At 61.5% G+C, this 18,528-nt stretch carries 16 protein-coding genes and 1 tRNA gene; 12 read left to right on the top strand and 5 right to left on the bottom strand.

The annotated features are described in order from the left end of the window. Positions 1–5 precede the first annotated feature (5 nt). Together ACI3KW_RS12775 and ACI3KW_RS12770 are read right to left on the bottom strand one after the other, a co-directional pair. Complete coding sequence (locus ACI3KW_RS12775; RefSeq protein ID WP_262172098.1) at positions 6–833, bottom strand: carbohydrate ABC transporter permease; 828 nt, start codon at positions 831–833, stop codon at positions 6–8. A 187-nt stretch (positions 834–1,020) separates the two neighbouring features. Continuing rightward, positions 1,021–2,265, bottom strand: coding sequence for an ABC transporter substrate-binding protein (locus ACI3KW_RS12770; RefSeq protein ID WP_113123932.1), 1,245 nt, complete (start codon positions 2,263–2,265; stop codon positions 1,021–1,023). Between the two features lie 223 nt (positions 2,266–2,488). On the opposite strand from ACI3KW_RS12770, the gene ACI3KW_RS12765 reads away from it, so the two are divergent. Continuing rightward, entirely contained in the window at positions 2,489–3,526 is a 1,038-nt protein-coding gene (locus tag ACI3KW_RS12765; RefSeq protein WP_404848400.1) for a LacI family DNA-binding transcriptional regulator, read from the top strand. Between the two features lie 64 nt (positions 3,527–3,590). Continuing rightward, positions 3,591–3,667 (top strand) — tRNA-Arg (locus tag ACI3KW_RS12760). Between the two features lie 27 nt (positions 3,668–3,694). Here ACI3KW_RS12760 and ACI3KW_RS12755 read toward each other — a convergent pair. The 3 genes from ACI3KW_RS12755 to ACI3KW_RS12745 are packed head-to-tail and all read right to left on the bottom strand — an operon-like array spanning position 3,695 to position 6,468. Continuing rightward, positions 3,695–4,828: an alanine racemase gene (locus ACI3KW_RS12755; protein ID WP_404848399.1), complete on the bottom strand. Its 1,134-nt coding sequence runs from the start codon at positions 4,826–4,828 to the stop codon at positions 3,695–3,697. A gap of 54 nt (positions 4,829–4,882) precedes the next feature. Continuing rightward, on the bottom strand, positions 4,883–5,521 hold the full coding sequence (locus ACI3KW_RS12750) for a helix-turn-helix domain-containing protein (protein ID WP_404848398.1): 639 nt from the start codon (positions 5,519–5,521) through the stop codon (positions 4,883–4,885). Positions 5,522–5,523: 2 nt separating this feature from the next. Further along, entirely contained in the window at positions 5,524–6,468 is a 945-nt protein-coding gene (locus tag ACI3KW_RS12745; protein WP_404848397.1) for an N-carbamoyl-D-amino-acid hydrolase, read from the bottom strand. Positions 6,469–6,714: 246 nt separating this feature from the next. Here ACI3KW_RS12745 and ACI3KW_RS12740 point away from each other — a divergent pair, with 246 nt between their 5' ends. The 10 genes from ACI3KW_RS12740 (at position 6,715) to ACI3KW_RS12695 (ending at position 18,506) form a co-directional block, all read left to right on the top strand. Beyond that, a complete protein-coding gene (locus tag ACI3KW_RS12740) occupies positions 6,715–7,722 on the top strand; it encodes a BMP family protein (protein ID WP_404848396.1) in 1,008 nt (335 codons plus the stop codon). A 40-nt stretch (positions 7,723–7,762) separates the two neighbouring features. Further along, entirely contained in the window at positions 7,763–9,262 is a 1,500-nt protein-coding gene (locus ACI3KW_RS12735; RefSeq protein ID WP_404848395.1) for an ABC transporter ATP-binding protein, read from the top strand. Continuing rightward, positions 9,259–10,338, top strand: coding sequence for an ABC transporter permease (locus ACI3KW_RS12730; protein WP_404848394.1), 1,080 nt, complete (start codon positions 9,259–9,261; stop codon positions 10,336–10,338). The genes ACI3KW_RS12735 and ACI3KW_RS12730 overlap by 4 nt, the downstream gene beginning before the upstream one ends. A gap of 2 nt (positions 10,339–10,340) precedes the next feature. Then, positions 10,341–11,291, top strand: a complete 951-nt coding sequence (locus ACI3KW_RS12725; RefSeq protein WP_404848393.1) for an ABC transporter permease — start codon at positions 10,341–10,343, stop codon at positions 11,289–11,291. Positions 11,292–11,297: 6 nt separating this feature from the next. Further along, positions 11,298–12,089 (top strand): TatD family hydrolase, encoded by a 792-nt coding sequence (locus ACI3KW_RS12720; protein ID WP_404848392.1) that lies wholly within the window; start codon positions 11,298–11,300, stop codon positions 12,087–12,089. Between the two features lie 383 nt (positions 12,090–12,472). Beyond that, positions 12,473–14,143, top strand: a complete 1,671-nt coding sequence (locus ACI3KW_RS12715; protein ID WP_404848391.1) for an MGH1-like glycoside hydrolase domain-containing protein — start codon at positions 12,473–12,475, stop codon at positions 14,141–14,143. Positions 14,144–14,252: 109 nt separating this feature from the next. Then, complete coding sequence (locus tag ACI3KW_RS12710; RefSeq protein WP_404848390.1) at positions 14,253–15,542, top strand: ABC transporter substrate-binding protein; 1,290 nt, start codon at positions 14,253–14,255, stop codon at positions 15,540–15,542. Positions 15,543–15,595: 53 nt separating this feature from the next. Further along, entirely contained in the window at positions 15,596–16,504 is a 909-nt protein-coding gene (locus ACI3KW_RS12705) for a carbohydrate ABC transporter permease (RefSeq protein ID WP_404848389.1), read from the top strand. 3 nt (positions 16,505–16,507) lie between these two features. Beyond that, positions 16,508–17,410, top strand: coding sequence for a carbohydrate ABC transporter permease (locus tag ACI3KW_RS12700; RefSeq protein ID WP_404848388.1), 903 nt, complete (start codon positions 16,508–16,510; stop codon positions 17,408–17,410). A 28-nt stretch (positions 17,411–17,438) separates the two neighbouring features. After that, positions 17,439–18,506, top strand: coding sequence for an ABC transporter ATP-binding protein (locus tag ACI3KW_RS12695; RefSeq protein ID WP_404848387.1), 1,068 nt, complete (start codon positions 17,439–17,441; stop codon positions 18,504–18,506). The last annotated feature ends 22 nt before the right edge of the window (positions 18,507–18,528 follow it).

Below are 18,528 nucleotides of genomic sequence, written 5' to 3'. Positions count from 1 at the left end.
CCTTCCTACGTGTGCTTCTTGGGGCCGAATTCGACGATGACCCATGGAATGAGCAGGACGAAAACGGTCAGGAGCATCACGGTGGAGGCGGACAGCGCCTGACCGAGATTACCGGCGGAGAACATGTAGTTGATGACGTATTTGGCGGGCACTTCCGAGGACAGGCCCGGACCGCCATTGGTGAGCGCCACCACCAGATCGTAGGTGCGGACAATGCCGGAGCCGACGATCACCAGGGTGGTGACGATGACGCCGCGCATCATGGGCAGCACGATCTGCAGATAGGTGCGCCAGGTTGGAATGCCATCGACGCGGGCGGCTTTCCAGATTTCGCCATCGACGCTGCGCAGACCGGCGAGCATCAGCACCATGACAAAGCCCGTGCCGTGCCAGAGGCCGGCGATGAGCAGCGCATAGAGCACCATGTCGGTATTGGTGATCCAGTCGAAGGTGAAATTGGTCCAGCCCAGGCCGCGCATGGTGGATTGCAGGCCCAGTGTTGGGTTCATGATCCACTGCCACACCAGGCCGGTGACAATGCCGGACAGCGCGAATGGATAGAGGAAAATGGTGCGGAAACCGTCTTCAAAGCGGATGCGCTGATCCATGAGCACGGCGAGCACGAAGCCCACCACCATGGTGAAAACGAGCGAGAAAATGCCGTAAGTCAGCAGGTTCGTCGCCGAAATGCGCCAGCGGCGCGTGGCGAAGAGACGCTGATACTGATCGAAACCGACAAAGGCGCCATTGGGCAATGCACGGGAATCGGTAAAGGAGAACCAGATGGTCCATAGCGTGCAGCCGATGAACACGACGAGCACGATGGCAACCATCGGGCTGGCGGCGAGCTTGGCGCTGATATTGCGCACGAATAAATTATACAACAGACCAGGCGGACGGGTCCGCTCCAGTGCAGTCGCCCCGTGCAGGGACTGGGCTTCGGTCATGGGTCTTGCCTACTCCGGCTAAAAGCAATTTGCGAAAATGGGGCAGCCCGCGAAGGCTGCCCCGGCGTCGCGCTTAGTCAGCGGCGTCGATGATCTGGGCGTAAGCCTCGATATAGTCATCGATCGGGTAGGACTTGTCGGCGAAGAATTCCTGATTGAGATCGTCCAGCTGCTGCTGGGTGTCGCTCGAGTTCAGGGTTTCGCCACCGGGCAGCAGGCCGTCCGGTCCCTTGAGGATTTCGATCGCCTTCTTCATGCAATCATTGGCCGACGACATATCGATGTCGGTGCGGATCGGCATGGAGCCCTTCTTGAGGTTGAAGGCAACCTGGGCTTCGGGAGAAACCAGCAGCTTTGCCAGCGTGACCTGGGCGTCGAGAACGTCCTGCGCCGTGCCTTCAGGCAGCTTGGGGAAGTAGAACGCGTCGCCGCCGCCTTCGATGCGGTTGGACAGACCCAGGCCTGGCAGGCATTCGTAATCCGTACCGGGAACGGCGCCGGCCAGCGCGAATTCGCCCTGGATCCAGTCACCATGGATGTTGCCGGCAGCTTCGCCAGCGATCAGCTGGTTGGCCACGTCGGCAAACTGCGGCACGACTTCAGCGGGATCGACAACATCACGGACAGCGGCCCAGGCTTCGGCAACCTTGCGGAATTCGGGGCTGCGGACAGCCTCGGCGTCGTGATCCTGGTTGATCTTGAGGTAGAGTTCAGGCCCACCAACGTCAGCCAGCAGCACGCCGGGAATGCCGTTCAGCGGCCAGCCAGCAGCCAGACCGAAGGGAATGATGCCCTTTTCGCGCAAAGCGGGGAAGGAAGCGACGTATTCGTTCCAATCCTTAGGCGTTGTCAGACCGGCATCCTTGTAGGCCTTGTCGCTCAGCCAGAGCCAGTGCCAGGAGTGGATATTGATCGGCACGCAATAGATCTTGCCGTCATAGGTGCAGGCGTCGAGCAGCTTGGGATCGGCAAAGAAATCGGCCCAGCCATCTTCCTGTGCAATCGGGGTCAGATCGGTCATCAGACCGGCTTTGATGAGTTCCTCGGCGTCACGACCGGTGTTCATCTGGGTGGCGCCCATCGGATTGCCGCCCAGAATGCGGCTGATGATCACCGGATTGGCGCCCGTGCCGGAACCGGCCAGCGCGCTATCGACCCACTTATTGCCGGTCGCGTCGAACAGACGGGCAAATTCGGCGACAGCGGCGGATTCACCACCCGATGTCCACCAATGGGTCACTTCGAGCTCAGCTGCCTGCGGCGCAGCCGAACACATCAAAGCAGCCGCCAAAGTGGCGGCCACGGCAAATTTTTTCATACTATAATCCTCCCAACGTCCTCATGAGGCTACTGCCTCCGCGAAGCCGCCGACCGCGGTGCATCTTCCTCAAGATGTCCGGACCGGCCGCATGTAATCGATTGCATCGCCACATCCTCAGACGGTGTGCAATCGATATAATAACCTTCGGCTACTTGTTGCGTCTCTGTCAAGATCGAATTAGACCAAAGTCTGAGGGAGCGAGGGAGAGGCGCCAACGGCGATGAACGAATTCAAGAAAACGCCGACAATTCAAGACGTTGCGCGTGTAGCTGAGGTTTCATCGGCAACGGTGAGCCGGGCATTGACGTCGCCGGAGCGGGTTTCGGAGGCAACGCGGGAGCGCATTACGGCGGCGGTTGTGGAGACGGGTTATACCGTGAACCAGATGGCGCGCTCGCTGCGCCTGCGGGCTGCCAAAACCATTCTCATCGCCATCCCCAATATCGGCAATCCGTTCTATTCGACGATTCTGGATGCCGTGGTGCAAGACGCGGCGGAACGCGGCTATGGCGTGCTGGTGGCCAACAGGCTGGGCGGCGATCCGACGCTTGGCCTCAAGGATTATTTCTATTCCAACCGCGCGGATGGGCTGCTGCTGTTCGATGCGACGCTGAATCTAGAAGCCCTGCAGGATCTGCCGCTGGTGCGGGGCAATCGCCCGCTTGTGCTATCCTGCGACGACATTCCCGATGCACCGCTGGATCTGGTGATGACGGATAATCGCGATGCGGCTGACACCGCTACGCGGCACCTGATCGAGTTGGGCCACAAAAGAATCGGCACCGTGCGCAGCCGCACTACGCCCAATGTGGTCAGCGAGCGGCATTCCGGGTTCGAGCGGGCGCTCAAGCGGGCCAATCTGCCGATCCGCCAAGACTGGATCTGGCAAGGCGACCACACCATTGGCGGCGGCATAGGTGCAGCCGAATCCTGGCTGGCGCTCAACGAGCGACCGACAGCCATGTTCTGCGGCAATGACGAAACAGCGATCGGCTTCATCTCCCGGCTGCGCCAGGCGGGAATCGACTGCCCGCGCGATGTGTCGGTGGTGGGCTTTGACGACATTGCCGTCGCCCAGCATCTCTCCCCTGCCCTCACCACGATGCGGCAGCCGCGCTACCATATGGGCAAGGTCGCAACGGCCCTGTTGCTGGACATTCTCGAGGGTCCAACAGCCGAGCGCACACCGACGCGGCGCATTCTGAAATCCGAACTCATCATCCGGGCTAGCACCGCCTCGCCGCGGGATTTCAACTAGCTTTGGGCAATGTCCGCAAAGCAGTTTTCCCCGGCGCAATGATAGGCTAAAGGGATGGCGCGTGGGTCCCGTAGCTCAGCTGGATAGAGCAGCAGCCTTCTAAGCTGTTGGTCGCAGGTTCGAGTCCTGCCGGGATCGCCAATATACTTCTTCGTCATCATCACGACATCAGGCGTCGACGGAAATCCGCATTGCTTTCCCCTCCACCAGTTCGGTGAGTTGGGAGGCCAGATTGGCCACGGGGCAGGCGTGGTTGGGCAGGATTAGCAGTTTGGTGCCGATGTCCAGACGAACGCCGGCGCAGTCAAGGAAACCATGTTCCTCGGACAGCTTTTCCACGCGAAGCGGCCCGCGGCCATCCGCCAGCCACGCCTCGCCGAAGCCAGTGCCTGCGCCGGTGCCGTGTGGCCCGATGTCGGAGCTCAGCGTCTTTGAACCGGCATCGATAATGGCATAGCGCTCATTGGCCGAGATCACGCTGGCGACAACTGCAAGCGCCAGATCGCTTCGGCGGGCGATGCCCAGGCGTACGGCCGTAAGATCGAGGAAGATGTAATTGCCCGGCCGTAACTCCGTCAGCCCCTCGAAGCCGGCATTGCACAAGGCTGTGGGCGTGCTGCCGACCGAAAGCTGGCTGGGGGCAAAGCCCGCTTTGGTGAGCCGGTCGTGCAGGCCGAGCAGCAGCCCGCGTTCGGCGGCGGCAATGTCGGCAATTTCGGCGGCGCCGGCGGCACCGTAGGAGTGGCCGGCATGGGACAGCAAACCGACGAAGTCGATGCCTTCGGCGGCGAGCAACCTGGCGAGTGTCAGCGCTTCGTCACCGACCGGATCAACGCCGCACCTTTTAAGGCCCACGTCGACTTCAATGAAGGCCTGTCCCTTGAGGCCGGTTTCCCGGCTGGCTTGAGCGAGCGCCGCCACGCCGTTCGGGCTGTCGATGACAAATCGCAAGCAGACCTCATGGTGCGATGCGAGCTTGAGCAAGTCAGTGGCGATCGCGGCATCGATGATCGGATAGGCAATGGTGACGACCGGAATGCCCGCCGCAATAAAGTGGCGGGCCTCTGTTGCGCGGGAAGCAGTGACGCCAGCGGCTCCGGCAGCGATCTGCCGGCGAGCGAGGTCGATACTCTTGTGCGTCTTGATGTGTGGGTGCAGTGCGACCTGGCCCGCCGCCAGCCCCTGCATGCGCTCGATATTGGTGCGCATGACGGCGCCGTTGAGCACAACGGCGGGGGTGGCAATCCGCTCAAAGCCGGCAAAACCCGGCAGGTCGGGTAGGTCGCGAGGTGGGTGATGCATCGAGCTAGCAGACCATCTTGAGCTGGCGAATAGCGGCTTCGAACCTGGAATTGATCATTCTGAAACGCCTGAATTGGAACTCAGGTCCGTTCCCGCAAAGCAGACCGACAGAATGCGTCCCGTTTCGGGGCCAACAGCATGAAAACCATGGTCCATGGCGCCATCGAAATAGACCGAGTCTCCGGTTGCCAATACCACCGGCGCATAGGGGTTCATCTCGAAGACCACGGGTCCGGCCAGGACATAGACGAATTCTTCGCCACGATGGGCGCTGCGCACGTTGGGACTTTGAGGAGAGCGCGGCAGGACATCGATCAGCATGGGCTGCAGCGACTTGGCCGCAAGGTCGGTACCGAGCGCTTCGTACAGGCCCATATCGTTGGAAAAGCGCGTGCCTTCCCCTGCCCGCGTGATAGCACGGGCGGCACCCGAAAAACGGGGATGGACGCTGCCCCCCAGGAGATCGACGAAGTCGATTTCGAGCCCGGTCGCCAACCGCGTCAGAACGCTATAGGCGGGCTGGGTCTGGCCATTTTCGATCTTCGACAGGGTCGAAATGGCAACGCCGGTCTTCTTTGACACTTCCGACAGCGTCCAGCCATTGGCCTTTCGCAGGTCCGAAAGGATGCGCGCGACGGCGGTTTCCTGGCTCGCCTCGGCGGCGGGGCGGCGATTGACGAGGGGGTCGCTCATGCTCACGGCTCCTGCGGTGGCGCCACCGGGCCCTTGCGCTCGACAATCAGGCGATAATTGTCGGGCTCGCGATGGCGTGCGAAGTCGAAAATGGTCCGCCGGTAAAGCGCCGCCATGTCGAGGTCGCAGCGGGCCGTGATGACTTCGTCGTCGGTCGTCGTTGCCATCGCGACGATCTGCCCCGATGGCGCGACGATCATGGACTGGCCGATCATGCGCGAACCCTCCTCATTGCCGGCCTTGGCCGTTGCCACGACCCAGGTCGAGTTCTGGTAAGCCCCGGCCTGCACCGAGAGCTGGTGATGAAAACCCGTCAAGCTGTCGAAATCGAAATTGCCGGTATGATCGTCCGGCGTGTTGTAGCCGAGGAGAATCATCTCCGCGCCCTGCAAGGCCATGACACGGTAGGTTTCGGCCCAGCGGCGATCGTTGCAGATGCACATGCCCATGACCGCGCCCATGCTGCGCCACACGGGAAAGCCCAGATTTCCGGGCTCGAAATAGTATTTTTCCAGATGCTGGCTGCTGCGTCCGGCTTGTGGCGCGTCATAGCCAGGCAGGTGCACCTTGCGGTATTTCCCCACTACGCGCCCGGCGCGGTCCACGAGGATGGACGTATTGAACCGCCGCGTACGCCCCTCCTCCGCGGCCAGCTCGGCATAGCCGAGATAGAAGCCGACCCCAAGCCTCCTGGCTTCCTCGAACAGCGGGAGCGTTTCGGGCCCCGGCATCTCGGTTTCGAAAAAGGCCTCGATCTCGGCCGAATCCGTCAGATGCCAGCGCGGGAAGAACGTCGTCAGCGTCAGTTCGGGAAACACCACAAGTTCGGCGCCACGGGCATGGGCCTGTCGCAAGGCGGCCAACAGACGCAGCACCACGTCCTTCCGCGTTGCGGAGCGGGCGATCGGTCCCATCTGGGCTGCTGCAACGACAATGGCGCGATCCATGACTGCTCCAAACTGATTTTCCGTACAGAAAAATGCAAACTCCATACGGGCCTACTGCAAGGAAACATGCAAGAATTTACCGGCGCTGCATAGGATTTTCCGAAGAGAAAATTTCTATGGACGGCCGGTAATCAAAACTTCATAGTCCCTGTCGCGTGGGAAGTCAGACGGTTGCGGCAGAGGGGCCGGAATACCGGCGAAAAGAACAGGCGGCGGGGCCGCTGCAAGGGATAAAGGTTCAAACTGATGAACGACAAACCGATGATGATTTCCAAGCGTAGGCGCCTCAAACTGCTGGCGGCGCTGGCTCTAAGCGTGGCGAGCGCGCCGCTTCTGGCAAGCGTCGCCTGGGCGGCCGACCCGTTGAAGGTCGCCATGATCTTGCCCGGGCCCATCAACGACAATGACTGGAATGCCGGCGGCTATGCAGGCCTGCAGGCGGCAGCCAAGAATCTGGGCATCGAAGTCGCCTACAGCGAAAACGTCGCCGATGCAGACGCCGAGCGCGTCATGCGCGACTACGCCTCGCGCGGCTATGGGCTGATCTTTGCCCACTCCTTCTCCTACGGCGACGCGACGCTGGCCGTTGCGGAAGATTTTCCGGACGTAGACTTCATGGCCGGCACCGCGCAGAACCTGGCGGACAATGTCGGCACCTATGACAATCCCGACTATCAGGGGGCCTATCTCACCGGCATGCTGTCGGCCGGCGCCAGCAAGTCCGGCATTATCGGTTGGGTAGGCGGCAATCCGGCGCCCAACATGCTCGCCAATTACCACGCCTGGACTGCCGGCGCGAAGGAAGTCAATCCCGACGTCACAGTGATGATCTCCTGGCTCGGTTCGTGGTTCGATCCCCCGAAGGCCAAGGAAGCCGCCATTGCCCAGGTTGAGCAAGGTGCGGACGTTTTGAGCGCCCAGTCGGTCGGCGTCATCGACGCCGCGGTGGAAAAGAAGGTGCTGGTCATCGGCGCAGTGTCGGACCAGAACCATCTCGGTCCCGAAGCCGTGTTGACCAGTGTCCTGTGGGACCTCGGACCGCTCGTCACTGAGGCGGCCAAGTCGGTGATCGAAGACCGTTGGGAGAGCAAGACCTGGAGCTACGGCATCAAGGAAGGCTCGATCCGGCTTGCCGATTTCCATGGCCTGGACGCCAATATCAGCCCGGAAGTCCTCAAGGCTGCCGAGGCCAAATTCGAGGCAATCAAGGCCGGCGACTTCGTCGTGCCGCATGACACCTCGATGGTCGAGTAACTTGGTCAACGCCATCTCTCAGCATGAGACGCCGCTCCGTTTGAGCGGCGTCACCGTTCGCTTCGGCAATTTCACCGCCAATGACACGGTGGATTTTGCCGTGGCGCGCGGCCAGATCCATGCCCTGCTCGGGGAGAATGGCGCCGGCAAGACCACGCTGATGCGGGTGGTTGCCGGTCTGCTGGTCCCCCAGGAGGGCAGTATTGCCATTGACGGGGTGCCGGTGAAGTTCGCCTCCCCGCTCGATGCCGCCGCCAAGGGTGTTGGCATGGTGCACCAGCATTTCATGCTGGTCCCCACCCTCACCGTCGCCCAGAATGTCTCGATCGGCATCGACAGGGCCGGCCGCTTGTTCCCTGATCTCAAGAAGGTCGCTCGCGAGATCGAGGAGATCGGCGCACGCTATGGCCTCAAGGTTGATCCGCATGCGCGGGTCGGCGATCTCTCGGTCGCCAGCCAGCAGCGCGTCGAGATCGTCAAGGCGCTGTATCGCGGCGCCCGCATTCTTGTGCTCGACGAGCCCACGGCCGTGCTCGCGCCGCAGGAAGTCGAGGGGTTCTTCCGCGTGCTGCGCATGCTGGCCGATGCCGGTACGGCCATTGTTTTTATCAGCCACAAGCTCAACGAAGTCATGGCCCTGAGCCACCAGGTCAGCGTGCTGCGCCACGGCAGGCTGATGGCCAGCATGCCGACGCGCGACACCAATCCCACCGAACTGGCCCGGCTGATGATCGGGGACGACCTGACCCTGCCCACAGTCGAGGGGGAGCAGACACCTGGCCGGCCGGTATTGGTGGCTGCCGGCGTAACGTTTCGCAATGAGCGGGGCGTCGAGCGCCTGCGCGATGTCTCGATGTCCGCCCATGCGGGAGAAATCGTGGGCATAGCCGGCGTTGACGGCAATGGGCAGCAGGAGCTCGCAGAGATTTTCGCGGGCCTTATCGCGCCCACCTCGGGAATTGTAAGCCTGCGCCGGGGGGAAAGCCTGATCGACGTCAGCCGCACCGGCCCCAGTTCGCGAATCGCGCTCGGCCTCTCCCACATTCCCGAAGATCGCCAGCGCACCGCCCTTGTCGACCTTTCCATCGCCGACAATGCCGTTCTCGAACAGGTCACCCACAGCCCCTTTTCCAACGGCGGCATTCTCGCCCATGGCGCCATTCGCTCGTTCAGCGAAGAACTGATTGCGGTCAATGACGTCCGTTGCACCGGGCCGGACCAGCGCATCCTGACGCTCTCTGGCGGCAACCAGCAAAAGGTGGTGCTCGGTCGGGCGCTCAGCCGCGAGCCGTCGGTGATCATTGCCGTGCAACCAACGCGTGGCCTTGATATCGGCGCCACGGCCTTCGTGCATGAGCAACTGCTGGCCCAGCGGGCGCGCGGCGCCGCCATTGTGCTGGTCTCCACCGAGCTGGATGAAATTCTCGCGCTATCGGACCGTGTCGTGGTGATGTTTGCCGGCAGCGTCGTGGGAGAAATCCTGCGCCGCGACGTCACGCTCGATCGTCTGGGCGCCATGATGACGGGACAGGCGGCATGAGCGCGACCAAAACCGAATCCCTTATGCCACCGCTTTCGCGTCTGCTGCCAAAAGGTAGTGGCGCATTGCTGTCCAGTCTTGTGGCCATTGTCCTCGCGCTGCTTATCGGCGCCATCCTGATTATCGCCTGGGGCGCCAATCCGCTCACGGCCTATCTGGCGCTGCTCGACGGTGCTTTCGGCTCGTGGAACAGTCTTGCCGAAACGCTGCTGCGCGCTATTCCCCTGATCTTTACCGGCCTCGCCATCGCCATCGCTTTCCGTGGCGGAGCCTTCAACCTGGGGGCCGAGGGCCAGCTTTTCCTCGGCGCAACTGCTGCTGCCTTTGTCGGCCTTGCCTTGCCGGACATGCCGCCGCTGGTCGTCATCCCGGCCATGATCGTCACAGCCGCGGTGGTTGGCGCACTCTGGTCGCTACTGGCCGGCGCGTTGAAGATGCGCTTCGGCGCCAATGAGCTGATCACGACGATCATGCTCAACTATATCGCCATCCTGTTCGTTTCCTTCCTGCTGCGCGGCCCCTTGCAGGAGGCTGCGGGCTACCTACCGCAGACCGAACGGCTTGCCAGCAATGCCCGGTTTCCCGCGCTGATCGAAGGAACACGCCTGCATTTCGGATTTCTTCTGGCGCTGCTCGCCGTCGCGGGCTGTCATTTCGCGCTCTGGCACACGACCTGGGGGTTCAAGCTGCGCGTCGTCGGGCTCAATGCGCGGGCTGCGTTCAATGCCGGCTACAAGGTCACCGCCATCACCATCTCGGCATTTCTCGTCAGCGGCGCACTGGCGGGGCTTGCAGGCTACATGGAAGTGGTCGGCGTGCAACGCCGCATGATCGAAAACCTCTCTCCAGGCTTCGGCTATACCGGCATCATCGTTGCTTTGCTCGGGCGCACCAATCCCATCGGCGTGCTTGCCGCGGCCATCCTCTTTGCGGCCTTGCAGGTCGGCGGCACCAGTATGCAGACCGCTTCGGGCGTGCCGAGCACATTGACCACCATCATACAGGGACTTGTCGTGCTGTTCGTCATCGGGCGCGGTGCTTTCGATTTCCTGGCCAAGCGCAAGCCGGTGGCCTGAACATGACCTTTGTCGACTATCTGACTGACCCGATCGCCGCCGGCTTCCTGCAGGCAACCACGCGCCTCGCCATTCCGATCATGCTTGCTGCACTGGGCGGCATGTTTGCCGAGCGCGCCGGCGTGCTCAATATCGGGCTGGAAGGCATGATGCTGCTTGGTGCCTTTGTCGGCTTTTCCGCCGCCTTCGTCTCGGGCAGCCTCTGGTTCGGCGTTGCCGCCGGCATGGCATCAGGCGCCGTGCTCGGGCTGGTGATGGCGTTCTATACCGTGCGCCTGTCGAGCAATCAGGTCGTGGTTGGCATAGCCATCAACCTGCTGATGGTGGGCGTCACCAGCTATGGTTTTCGCGCGGCCTTCGGCACGGGAACCAACGCGCCACGGATCCAACCCTTCCCGCCCATCGAGATACCCGGGCTATCCCAGATACCGGTGCTCGGCCCCCTGCTCTTCCAGCAAAGTATTTTAGTTTACCTGACGCTCGCCCTTGTTGCCGTGGCGGCGATCGTGCTCTCACGCATGTCGATTGGAACGGCGATCATCGCCGTCGGCGAGCACCCGGAAGCGGCCGAAACGCTGGGCATATCGGTCAGCCGGACGCGCACCTGGTGCCTCGTGGTTTCCGGGCTTTTTGCCGGGCTTGGCGGCGCCTTCCTGTCGCTGAGCGCCACCGGCCTGTTCCTTGACAACATGACCGCCGGCCGTGGCTATATTGCCCTGGCCATTCTGCTGCTCGGCCGCCGTCACCCCTGGGGCATCCTGCTGGCTGCCATGCTGTTCGGGGGCGCCGACGCCTTCCAGCTGCGCGGCCAGAATGCGGGCACCGGCATTCCCTATCAGTTCCTCGTCATGCTGCCTTATCTGCTGACCATCGTGGTGCTGATCGGATTTGCCGGGAAAGTGCGCGATCCGGCCGCACTGGGGCAGCCGTTCCAACGCAACAAGGCCGAGTAAGCACTCATGTTTGTCGATAGCCACCTGCATCTCGATTTCGATGAATTCGCCCATGACCGATCGGCGGTAATGGCGCGGGCGGCAGCAATCGGCATCGAAACCTATCTCACTATCGGCATAAAGGTGCGCGACTTCGGCCGGGTCCGTGCCGTCGCCGAGATGCACGACAATGTCTATTGTACGGTGGGCACGCTGCCGCATTTTTCCGACGAGGAGCAAGACGTAACGACCGAAGAGATCGTTGCACTCACCCACCATTCCAAGGTTGTCGGGATCGGCGAGGCAGGGCTCGACCGGGTCTATGGGACGGCTGATTGGACAAATCAAATGGCCGTCTTCGCCGCTCATCTTGCGGCGGCTCAGGAAACGCAATTGCCACTGGTAATCCATTCGGTGCGCGAAGACGAAACCATGGCGGCCATACTGCAGGAAGCCACCGCCGTAAAACCGTTCCCCTTTGTAGTGCATGCCTTTTCAGGTGGACCGCTTTTGATGGCAACCGCCCTCGAACTCGGCGGCTATTTCGGCTTTGGCGGCCTCCTGACCTATGAAGGCAACGATCACATCCGCCAAGCCGCGAGCAGCCTTCCACGCGACCGCATCCTGCTCGAAACCGACTCGCCTTCGATGTCCCCAGCGCCGTTCGAGACCGATCGAAATGAGCCGGCCAACCTATCCAAGATAGCCGAGCTGCTCGCAAAACTGCGCGGCGATGAAGTCGAGGATGTCGCCGGCTATACTACGGACAACTTCTACCGCCTGTTTGCCAAGGTTGCCCGGCCTCCTATTGCCCGCTGACGGGGTGAGTAAGGGAGCCGCCCCGTCATCCATAGCCTTTGATTGACAAGTTCCGCGGCCAAATCTACCATACAAGTATCGAAGGCGGATAAATTCCCGCTGAATGGCCGGAGACACGTCATGGGCTCGAGCAGCCCAGCCACGGTATGTTGGTAAAGCGTGCGCTACGCGGAACGTCTTTGGTTTGACCGGATAAACACGGACCATTGCTCGTTTCGACCTTCCGCAGGACCCCTCGTCGATCTCAGCTGTGCGGTCACGGTTGATGGATTGGTCCTTGCCCCTCCATCGCTCCCGCTTTTTGACCCGGTCCGCCGGGTATTGTTGCAGGCCGATCCACAACGGACGCCTGGGAGGGGACCGGTATTTGCCGGAAACGACGCATGGATTTTGGCGCCGATAGTCACACCCAAACATCCTCGCTGCTGAACAAGCTGCGCGCGATCGATGTGACGCAACGGGTAACGACCGACAACAACCCGTGGGAAGCCGCCATTCTTGCCGAATTCGCGCGCTCTGGCGTCGCCTTCACCGCGTCCTCACCGGCCATGGAAAACCGGTTTTACGACGCGGTGGCCGAGCTCATAGCCTGCATCAAGCCCACCGGCAGTGAACAACCCATTCTGCATGAGGGCGGCATTTATCACGGCTGTTGGCTGGAAAGCACCGGCACGATCAATGCCGAATTGCTGTCCCGTTTCGTGCCCTCCATCGCCGCCGCCACTTTTGCCGCCTTTGCCGAGCATCAGCGCGAAGATGGCCTCCTGCCCTATAAGTTGACGCCGAACGGGCCGGTCTTCTCCCAGATCCAGCTCGTCTCCCCCCTCGCCCGCTCGGTCTGGACCCATTACAGCCTCAACGGCAGCGACAAGGCGTACCTGGCCAAAATGTACCGCTCCATGGCCGCCTATGATGCCTGGCTGGCCGAGTGGCGCGACACATGCAAGACCGGCGCCGTCGAAGCCTTCTGTGCCTTCGACACCGGCCATGATCTGTCCGCCCGTTTCTGGCATGTGCCGGATTCCCCATTCAACAACGACACCAAGGCGTATAATCCCGACAATCCGGTACTGCCTTTCATAGCGCCCGATCTCACCGCCAATGTGGCCTGCCAGCGCCTGTACCTAGCCCGCATGGCCGAGGAATTGGGCGAGGACCCGGCCCCTTGGCGCGCCAGGGCCGAGCAGAGCATTGCGACCCTGTTCGAGCAGTGTTTCCACCCCGAAGATGGCTTCTTCTACGATCGCGACCGCAACGGCCAGCATGTGCGCGTGCAGTCGGATGTACTGTTGCGGGTCCTCGCCTGCGAAGTGGGCGACGACAGCTTTTTCGCCGAGGCTCTGAGCCGCTACCTGCTCAACACGCGCAAATTCTTCGCCAAATACCCTCTCACCTCGATCGCTCTCGACGATCCACGGTTCGACCCGGCCTATGACTATAATAGCTGGTGCGGTCCCACCAATTTCCTGACCCTGATCCGCACCCCGCATGCCTTCGAGCATCATCACCGCCATGTCGAGCTGACCTGGATTCTCTATCCGACCCTGTCGGCGCAGTTCCGCTCGACTCGCTTTGCTCAAACGCTGCATCCCTTCACGGGACGGGAGGGCTTCACCGAGACCTATTCGCCCTCGATCCTGTGCCTGCTCGATTTCGTCGAGCGGCTGAGCGGCATCCAGCCGCGCCCGGATGGCGCGCTGTGGTTCACCGGCCTTGTCCCCTACCAGATCGAGCACCGCGACGTGGCGCATGAAACTGCCTATGCCCGGACCGTCGACGGCCATCATTTCGAGCTGATCAACACCCGGACTCACTCCACCGCCTACCGCGATGGCGAATTGCTGTTCCACGCCCCCAAGGGAGTCCGCATTATCACCGACCGCGCCGGCGCCGCTACCGGGCTGATCGGCATGAGCGTCAACGCCATCACCGGCACCCTGCGTACTCCGGATGGAGAATTCGACTTCGCGGCGGTCGCCAATGAACACCTGCATTTCGAGAACGGAGCTTTCACCCGCCTGCACAATCCGGGGCTGGTCCACCCGACCTATTAATCACGCGCCGAAACCGGCCAATCGACCCAAGAATTTCGACCATTGCCGGCCCGTCCGTGGATCAGGATACGCCGACGATGAGGTACGTAGCTCACAATGGGAGGTATCCATGAGCACATTCAATAGACGCAAATTTCTCGGCACAGCCGCCGCCGCGGCCGGCTCCGCAGCAATCCTGTCGGCCACGGGCAATTCTGCCTTCGCCCAGGATCGTCGCATCCGCCACTTCTGGTGGGGCAACCCGGAGCGCGACAAGCGCACATTCGAAGTCATCCGCCTGTTCAACGAAAAGAACCCCGGCATCGTGGTCGCTGGCGAAACCCTTGGCTCGGCCGATTACTTCACCCGCCTCACCACCCAGATTGCCGGCCGCAACATGGCCGACGCCATCCAGATGGGCTATGGCGTGATGTTCGAATATATCAATCGCGGCGCCATCCTGCCGCTCGATGAGTTCGTCGGAAAGTCGCTCGACATCTCCCAGATAGACGAAAGCGCGCTGTCCGCCGGCCGGGTCGATGGCAAGCTCTATGCTCTCTCGATCGGCGCCAATTCGCACGTCTCGCTCTACAATACCCGCCTGTTCGACGCTGCCGGCATCAGTTTCGATCCCTTCGGCTGGACCTATGACGATCTGAAGCGCGTCGCCGGCGAAGTCACCAAGGCCACCGGCGTCTTCGGCACGGACGACAACACCGCCGATTACCAGAACTTCTCCGACTATGTGCACCAGCGCGGCGAGCGCCTGTTTGACGACGAGGGTAATTTCGGCGCTTCGGCCGAAACCATCGCCGACTATTTTGCCATCTGGGCCGACCTGCGTGCGGCCGGCGCCACCCCGCCGGGCCAGGTTTCGGCGGGTCTGGTCGGGGCCGAACTCTCCAATTGGGGCATCGTCACCGGCCAGACTGCGATTTCCTACGCCTGGAGCAACCAGATGGTGGGCGTGCAAAACCTCATGCAGGACAAGGTCGGCGCGGCCATGTTTCCCAATACGCCCGAAATGATCCCCGGCTCGATCATCCAGCCCAGCCAGTTCATCTGCCTCAGCCGTGACACGGTCGATGCGGAAGCGGCCACGACCTATATGAGCGCCTTCGTCAACGACCCGGAAATGACCGCCGTGCTCGGCCTTGAGCGCGGCATTCCCGCCAATGCCCAGGTGCGCGCGGCACTGCAGCCCAAGCTCACCGAAATCGAAGCGACCTCGGTCGCCTTCTTTGACGGCATTCAGGGCAAGACCATGGATCTGGCGCCGCCGCCGCCCTCCGGCGCACAGGAAATCGAAGCCATGTTCGAGCGTGTCGCCGTGGCCGTACTGCTCGACCAAGCGCCCATCCCCGATGTCGCCAACCAGATCCGCCGCGAAGCCGAAGGCATCCGCCGCCGCGCCCGCTAACCAAATTGGCCCGCCGGGACGTTCCCGGCGGGCCATAGCTTCACGACGCAAGGATGACAGGAATGTCTATTCGATCCAAATTACGCCGCAGCTGGCCGGGCTATGTGTTTCTCACACCCTGGCTGATCGGCTTTTTCCTGCTCTCGATCTTTCCGATCCTGGCTTCGCTCTATCTCGCCTTCACCGATTATGACGCGGTCAATGCCCCGGTCTGGGTCGGGCTCGAAAACTTCCAATATATGTTCGAGTTCGACTACCGTTTCTGGCAGTCGCTCAAGGTCACCTTCCTTTTCGTCGTGCTCTCGGTGCCGGCCAAGCTAATCTTCGCGCTGATCGTGGCCATGCTGCTAGACAAGGGCATTCGCGCGGTCGGCTGGTATCGCGCCCTGTTCTACCTGCCGTCCATTCTGGGCGGCTCCATCGCCGTGGCCATCCTGTGGCGGCAATTGTTCAACGCCGATGGCGTGATCAATTCGGCCCTCGGGGTATTCGGCATCCAGGGTCCCTATTGGCTCTCGGACCCCAATTATTCGCTCTATACGCTGGTCGTGCTCGCCATCTGGCAGTTCGGCTCGCCCATGCTGATCTTCCTCGCAGGGCTGCGCGCCATCCCGCAGGACCTGTACGAAGCGGCCGAGATTGACGCCGCCACGCCCAGCCGGAAATTCTTCGCCATCACCGTGCCCATGCTGGCCCCGGTCATCTTCTTCAATCTGGTGCTGCAGATGATCGAAGCGTTCAAATCCTTTTCGGGTGCCTTCATCATTTCGGGCGGCACCGGCGCCCCGCTCGATAGCCTGCTGTTCTTCACGGTTTACCTGTTCAACGAGGCGTTCAGCTATTTCCGCATGGGCTATGCCTCTGCGCTGGGCTGGGTCCTGCTGGTCATCATCGCCGCCTTCACCGCCGTCGCCTTCTGGACCTCGAAATATTGGGTCCACTACGAAAATGAGAGGGGCTAGGCCATGACCGACGCAACTTCGACCCGCCTCGCCGATCTCGCCATTGTGTCCGCTCAGCTCCGCGCTGATCGTGCCGTCCGTGCCAAACGCGCGGCAATGCTCAAGCACGTCTTCCTGATCGCGGCATCCTTCGTGATGATCTATCCGCTGCTCTGGATGGTCGCGAGTTCACTCAAGCCCAATAACGAGATTTTCGGCCAGCTCGGGCTCATCCCCAGCGATCCGCAATGGTCCAATTACACCAGCGGCTGGAATGCCCTGCCGGTCAGCTTCACCAATTTCTTCTGGAATTCGGCCGTGGTGACCGTGCTGTCGGTGATCGGCAATGTCATCTCATGCTCGTTTGCCGCCTATGCCTTCGCCCGGCTCGAATTTTCCGGCAAGACTATCTGGTTCGCGCTGATGATGATGACACTGATGATCCCCTATCACGTCGTGCTCATCCCGCAGTACCTCACCTTCCTGCAGCTGGGCTGGGTCAACACCTACCTGCCACTGGTGGTGCCGCGGTTCCTCGCGTCGGACGCGTTCTTCATCTTCCTGATGATCCAGTTCTTCCGCCAATTGCCGCGCGAGCTGGATGAGGCGGCCATGATCGATGGCTGTTCCCCCTTCAAGATTTACTGGGCCATCATCCTGCCGCTCTCGCTGCCGGCGATGACCACGGCGGCCATCTTCTCCTTCATCTGGACCTGGGAAGATTTCCTGGGGCCGCTGGTCTATCTCAACGATATCAAGGACTACACGGTCCCCCTCGCCCTGCGGATGTTCCTCAGCCAGGACAGCGTTTCCGAATTTGGCCAGATGTTTGCCATGTCGGTGCTCTCCATCCTGCCCATCATCCTGTTCTTCGTCATCTTCCAGCGCTTCATCATCCGCGGCATCGCCATGAGCGGCATGAAATAGCGCTCGATACCCATCAAGGACCAAACCAATGGCCTCTGTCACTCTCAGCGACGTCAAGAAAACCTATGGCAACGTGCCCATCATCCATGGCCTCGACCTCGAGGTTCAGTCGGGCGAATTCCTCGTGCTGGTCGGCCCTTCCGGCTGCGGCAAGTCCACCCTGCTGCGCATGATCGCCGGGCTCGAAGACATCAATGATGGCGTCATCGCCATCGGCGACAAAATCGTCAACGACCTGCCCGCCTCCCAGCGGAACCTCTCCATGGTGTTCCAGTCCTACGCGCTCTATCCCCATATGAGCGTGCGCAAGAACCTGGCTTTCGGCCTCTCCAATCTCAAGATGCCCAGGCCCGAAATCGAACGCCGCGTCGCCGACGCTGCCCGCATTTTGCAGATCGAGCCGCTGATGGAGCGCAAGCCGCGCCAGCTTTCCGGCGGGCAGAAACAGCGCGTCGCCATCGGCCGTGCCATCGTGCGCGAACCGCAGCTATTCCTGTTCGATGAACCCTTGTCCAATCTCGATGCCGAATTGCGCGTGCAGATGCGGGTCGAGCTGGCCGGCCTCTATCAGCGGCTGGGCACCACCATGATCTATGTGACGCACGACCAGACCGAGGCCATGACCATGGCCACCCGTATCGTCGTGCTCAACAAGGGCCATATCGAGCAGGTCGGCACGCCCTACGAGCTGTATAATTTCCCGCGCAACAAATTCGTCGCGACCTTCATCGGTTCACCCAAGATGAACATGCTCGACGCACAGGCCGCAGGCGGCAAGGCCGATATTGCGGGCCTGGGTGGCCTCGCCCTGCCCCAGGACATCACCGCCAATGGCCCCATCAGCATCGGCATCCGCCCTGAACAACTCAGCCTTGGCACATCAGGCGATCTGACTTTGCCCGGCAAGGTGACCCTGGTGGAATACCTGGGCAGCGAAGTCTTCATCTATGTCCGCCTCGCCAATGAGCAGACCGTGCTGGTGCAAGGCGCCGGCGACGCCAAAACCCGCAATGGCGAGGACGTAACCCTCACCATCAATGCGGCAGGCGCCCATTATTTCGACGCCGAAGGGCAGCGTTTGGGGGATATGAAATAGCCTTATATCCCAAACCGGTCGC

The sequence above is a fragment of the Devosia sp. ZW T5_3 genome, assembly GCF_044987315.1.
In the GTDB taxonomy this organism is placed as follows: Bacteria; Pseudomonadota; Alphaproteobacteria; order Rhizobiales; family Devosiaceae; genus Devosia.
This window is presented reverse-complemented; position numbering and strand designations above follow the sequence as displayed.

What these genes read in the sequence shown, in the direction of transcription:
- ACI3KW_RS12775 (WP_262172098.1), bottom strand. Translation starts at nt 833, where the DNA reads ATGGTTGCCATCGTGCTCGTCGTGTTCATCGGCTGCACGCTATGGACC.
- ACI3KW_RS12770 (WP_113123932.1), bottom strand. Translation starts at nt 2,265, where the DNA reads ATGAAAAAATTTGCCGTGGCCGCCACTTTGGCGGCTGCTTTGATGTGT.
- ACI3KW_RS12765 (WP_404848400.1), top strand. Translation starts at nt 2,489, where the DNA reads ATGAACGAATTCAAGAAAACGCCGACAATTCAAGACGTTGCGCGTGTA.
- ACI3KW_RS12755 (WP_404848399.1), bottom strand. Translation starts at nt 4,828, where the DNA reads ATGCATCACCCACCTCGCGACCTACCCGACCTGCCGGGTTTTGCCGGC.
- ACI3KW_RS12750 (WP_404848398.1), bottom strand. Translation starts at nt 5,521, where the DNA reads ATGAGCGACCCCCTCGTCAATCGCCGCCCCGCCGCCGAGGCGAGCCAG.
- ACI3KW_RS12745 (WP_404848397.1), bottom strand. Translation starts at nt 6,468, where the DNA reads ATGGATCGCGCCATTGTCGTTGCAGCAGCCCAGATGGGACCGATCGCC.
- ACI3KW_RS12740 (WP_404848396.1), top strand. Translation starts at nt 6,715, where the DNA reads ATGAACGACAAACCGATGATGATTTCCAAGCGTAGGCGCCTCAAACTG.
- ACI3KW_RS12730 (WP_404848394.1), top strand. Translation starts at nt 9,259, where the DNA reads ATGAGCGCGACCAAAACCGAATCCCTTATGCCACCGCTTTCGCGTCTG.
- ACI3KW_RS12725 (WP_404848393.1), top strand. Translation starts at nt 10,341, where the DNA reads ATGACCTTTGTCGACTATCTGACTGACCCGATCGCCGCCGGCTTCCTG.
- ACI3KW_RS12720 (WP_404848392.1), top strand. Translation starts at nt 11,298, where the DNA reads ATGTTTGTCGATAGCCACCTGCATCTCGATTTCGATGAATTCGCCCAT.
- ACI3KW_RS12715 (WP_404848391.1), top strand. Translation starts at nt 12,473, where the DNA reads ATGGATTTTGGCGCCGATAGTCACACCCAAACATCCTCGCTGCTGAAC.
- ACI3KW_RS12710 (WP_404848390.1), top strand. Translation starts at nt 14,253, where the DNA reads ATGAGCACATTCAATAGACGCAAATTTCTCGGCACAGCCGCCGCCGCG.
- ACI3KW_RS12705 (WP_404848389.1), top strand. Translation starts at nt 15,596, where the DNA reads ATGACAGGAATGTCTATTCGATCCAAATTACGCCGCAGCTGGCCGGGC.
- ACI3KW_RS12700 (WP_404848388.1), top strand. Translation starts at nt 16,508, where the DNA reads ATGACCGACGCAACTTCGACCCGCCTCGCCGATCTCGCCATTGTGTCC.
- ACI3KW_RS12695 (WP_404848387.1), top strand. Translation starts at nt 17,439, where the DNA reads ATGGCCTCTGTCACTCTCAGCGACGTCAAGAAAACCTATGGCAACGTG.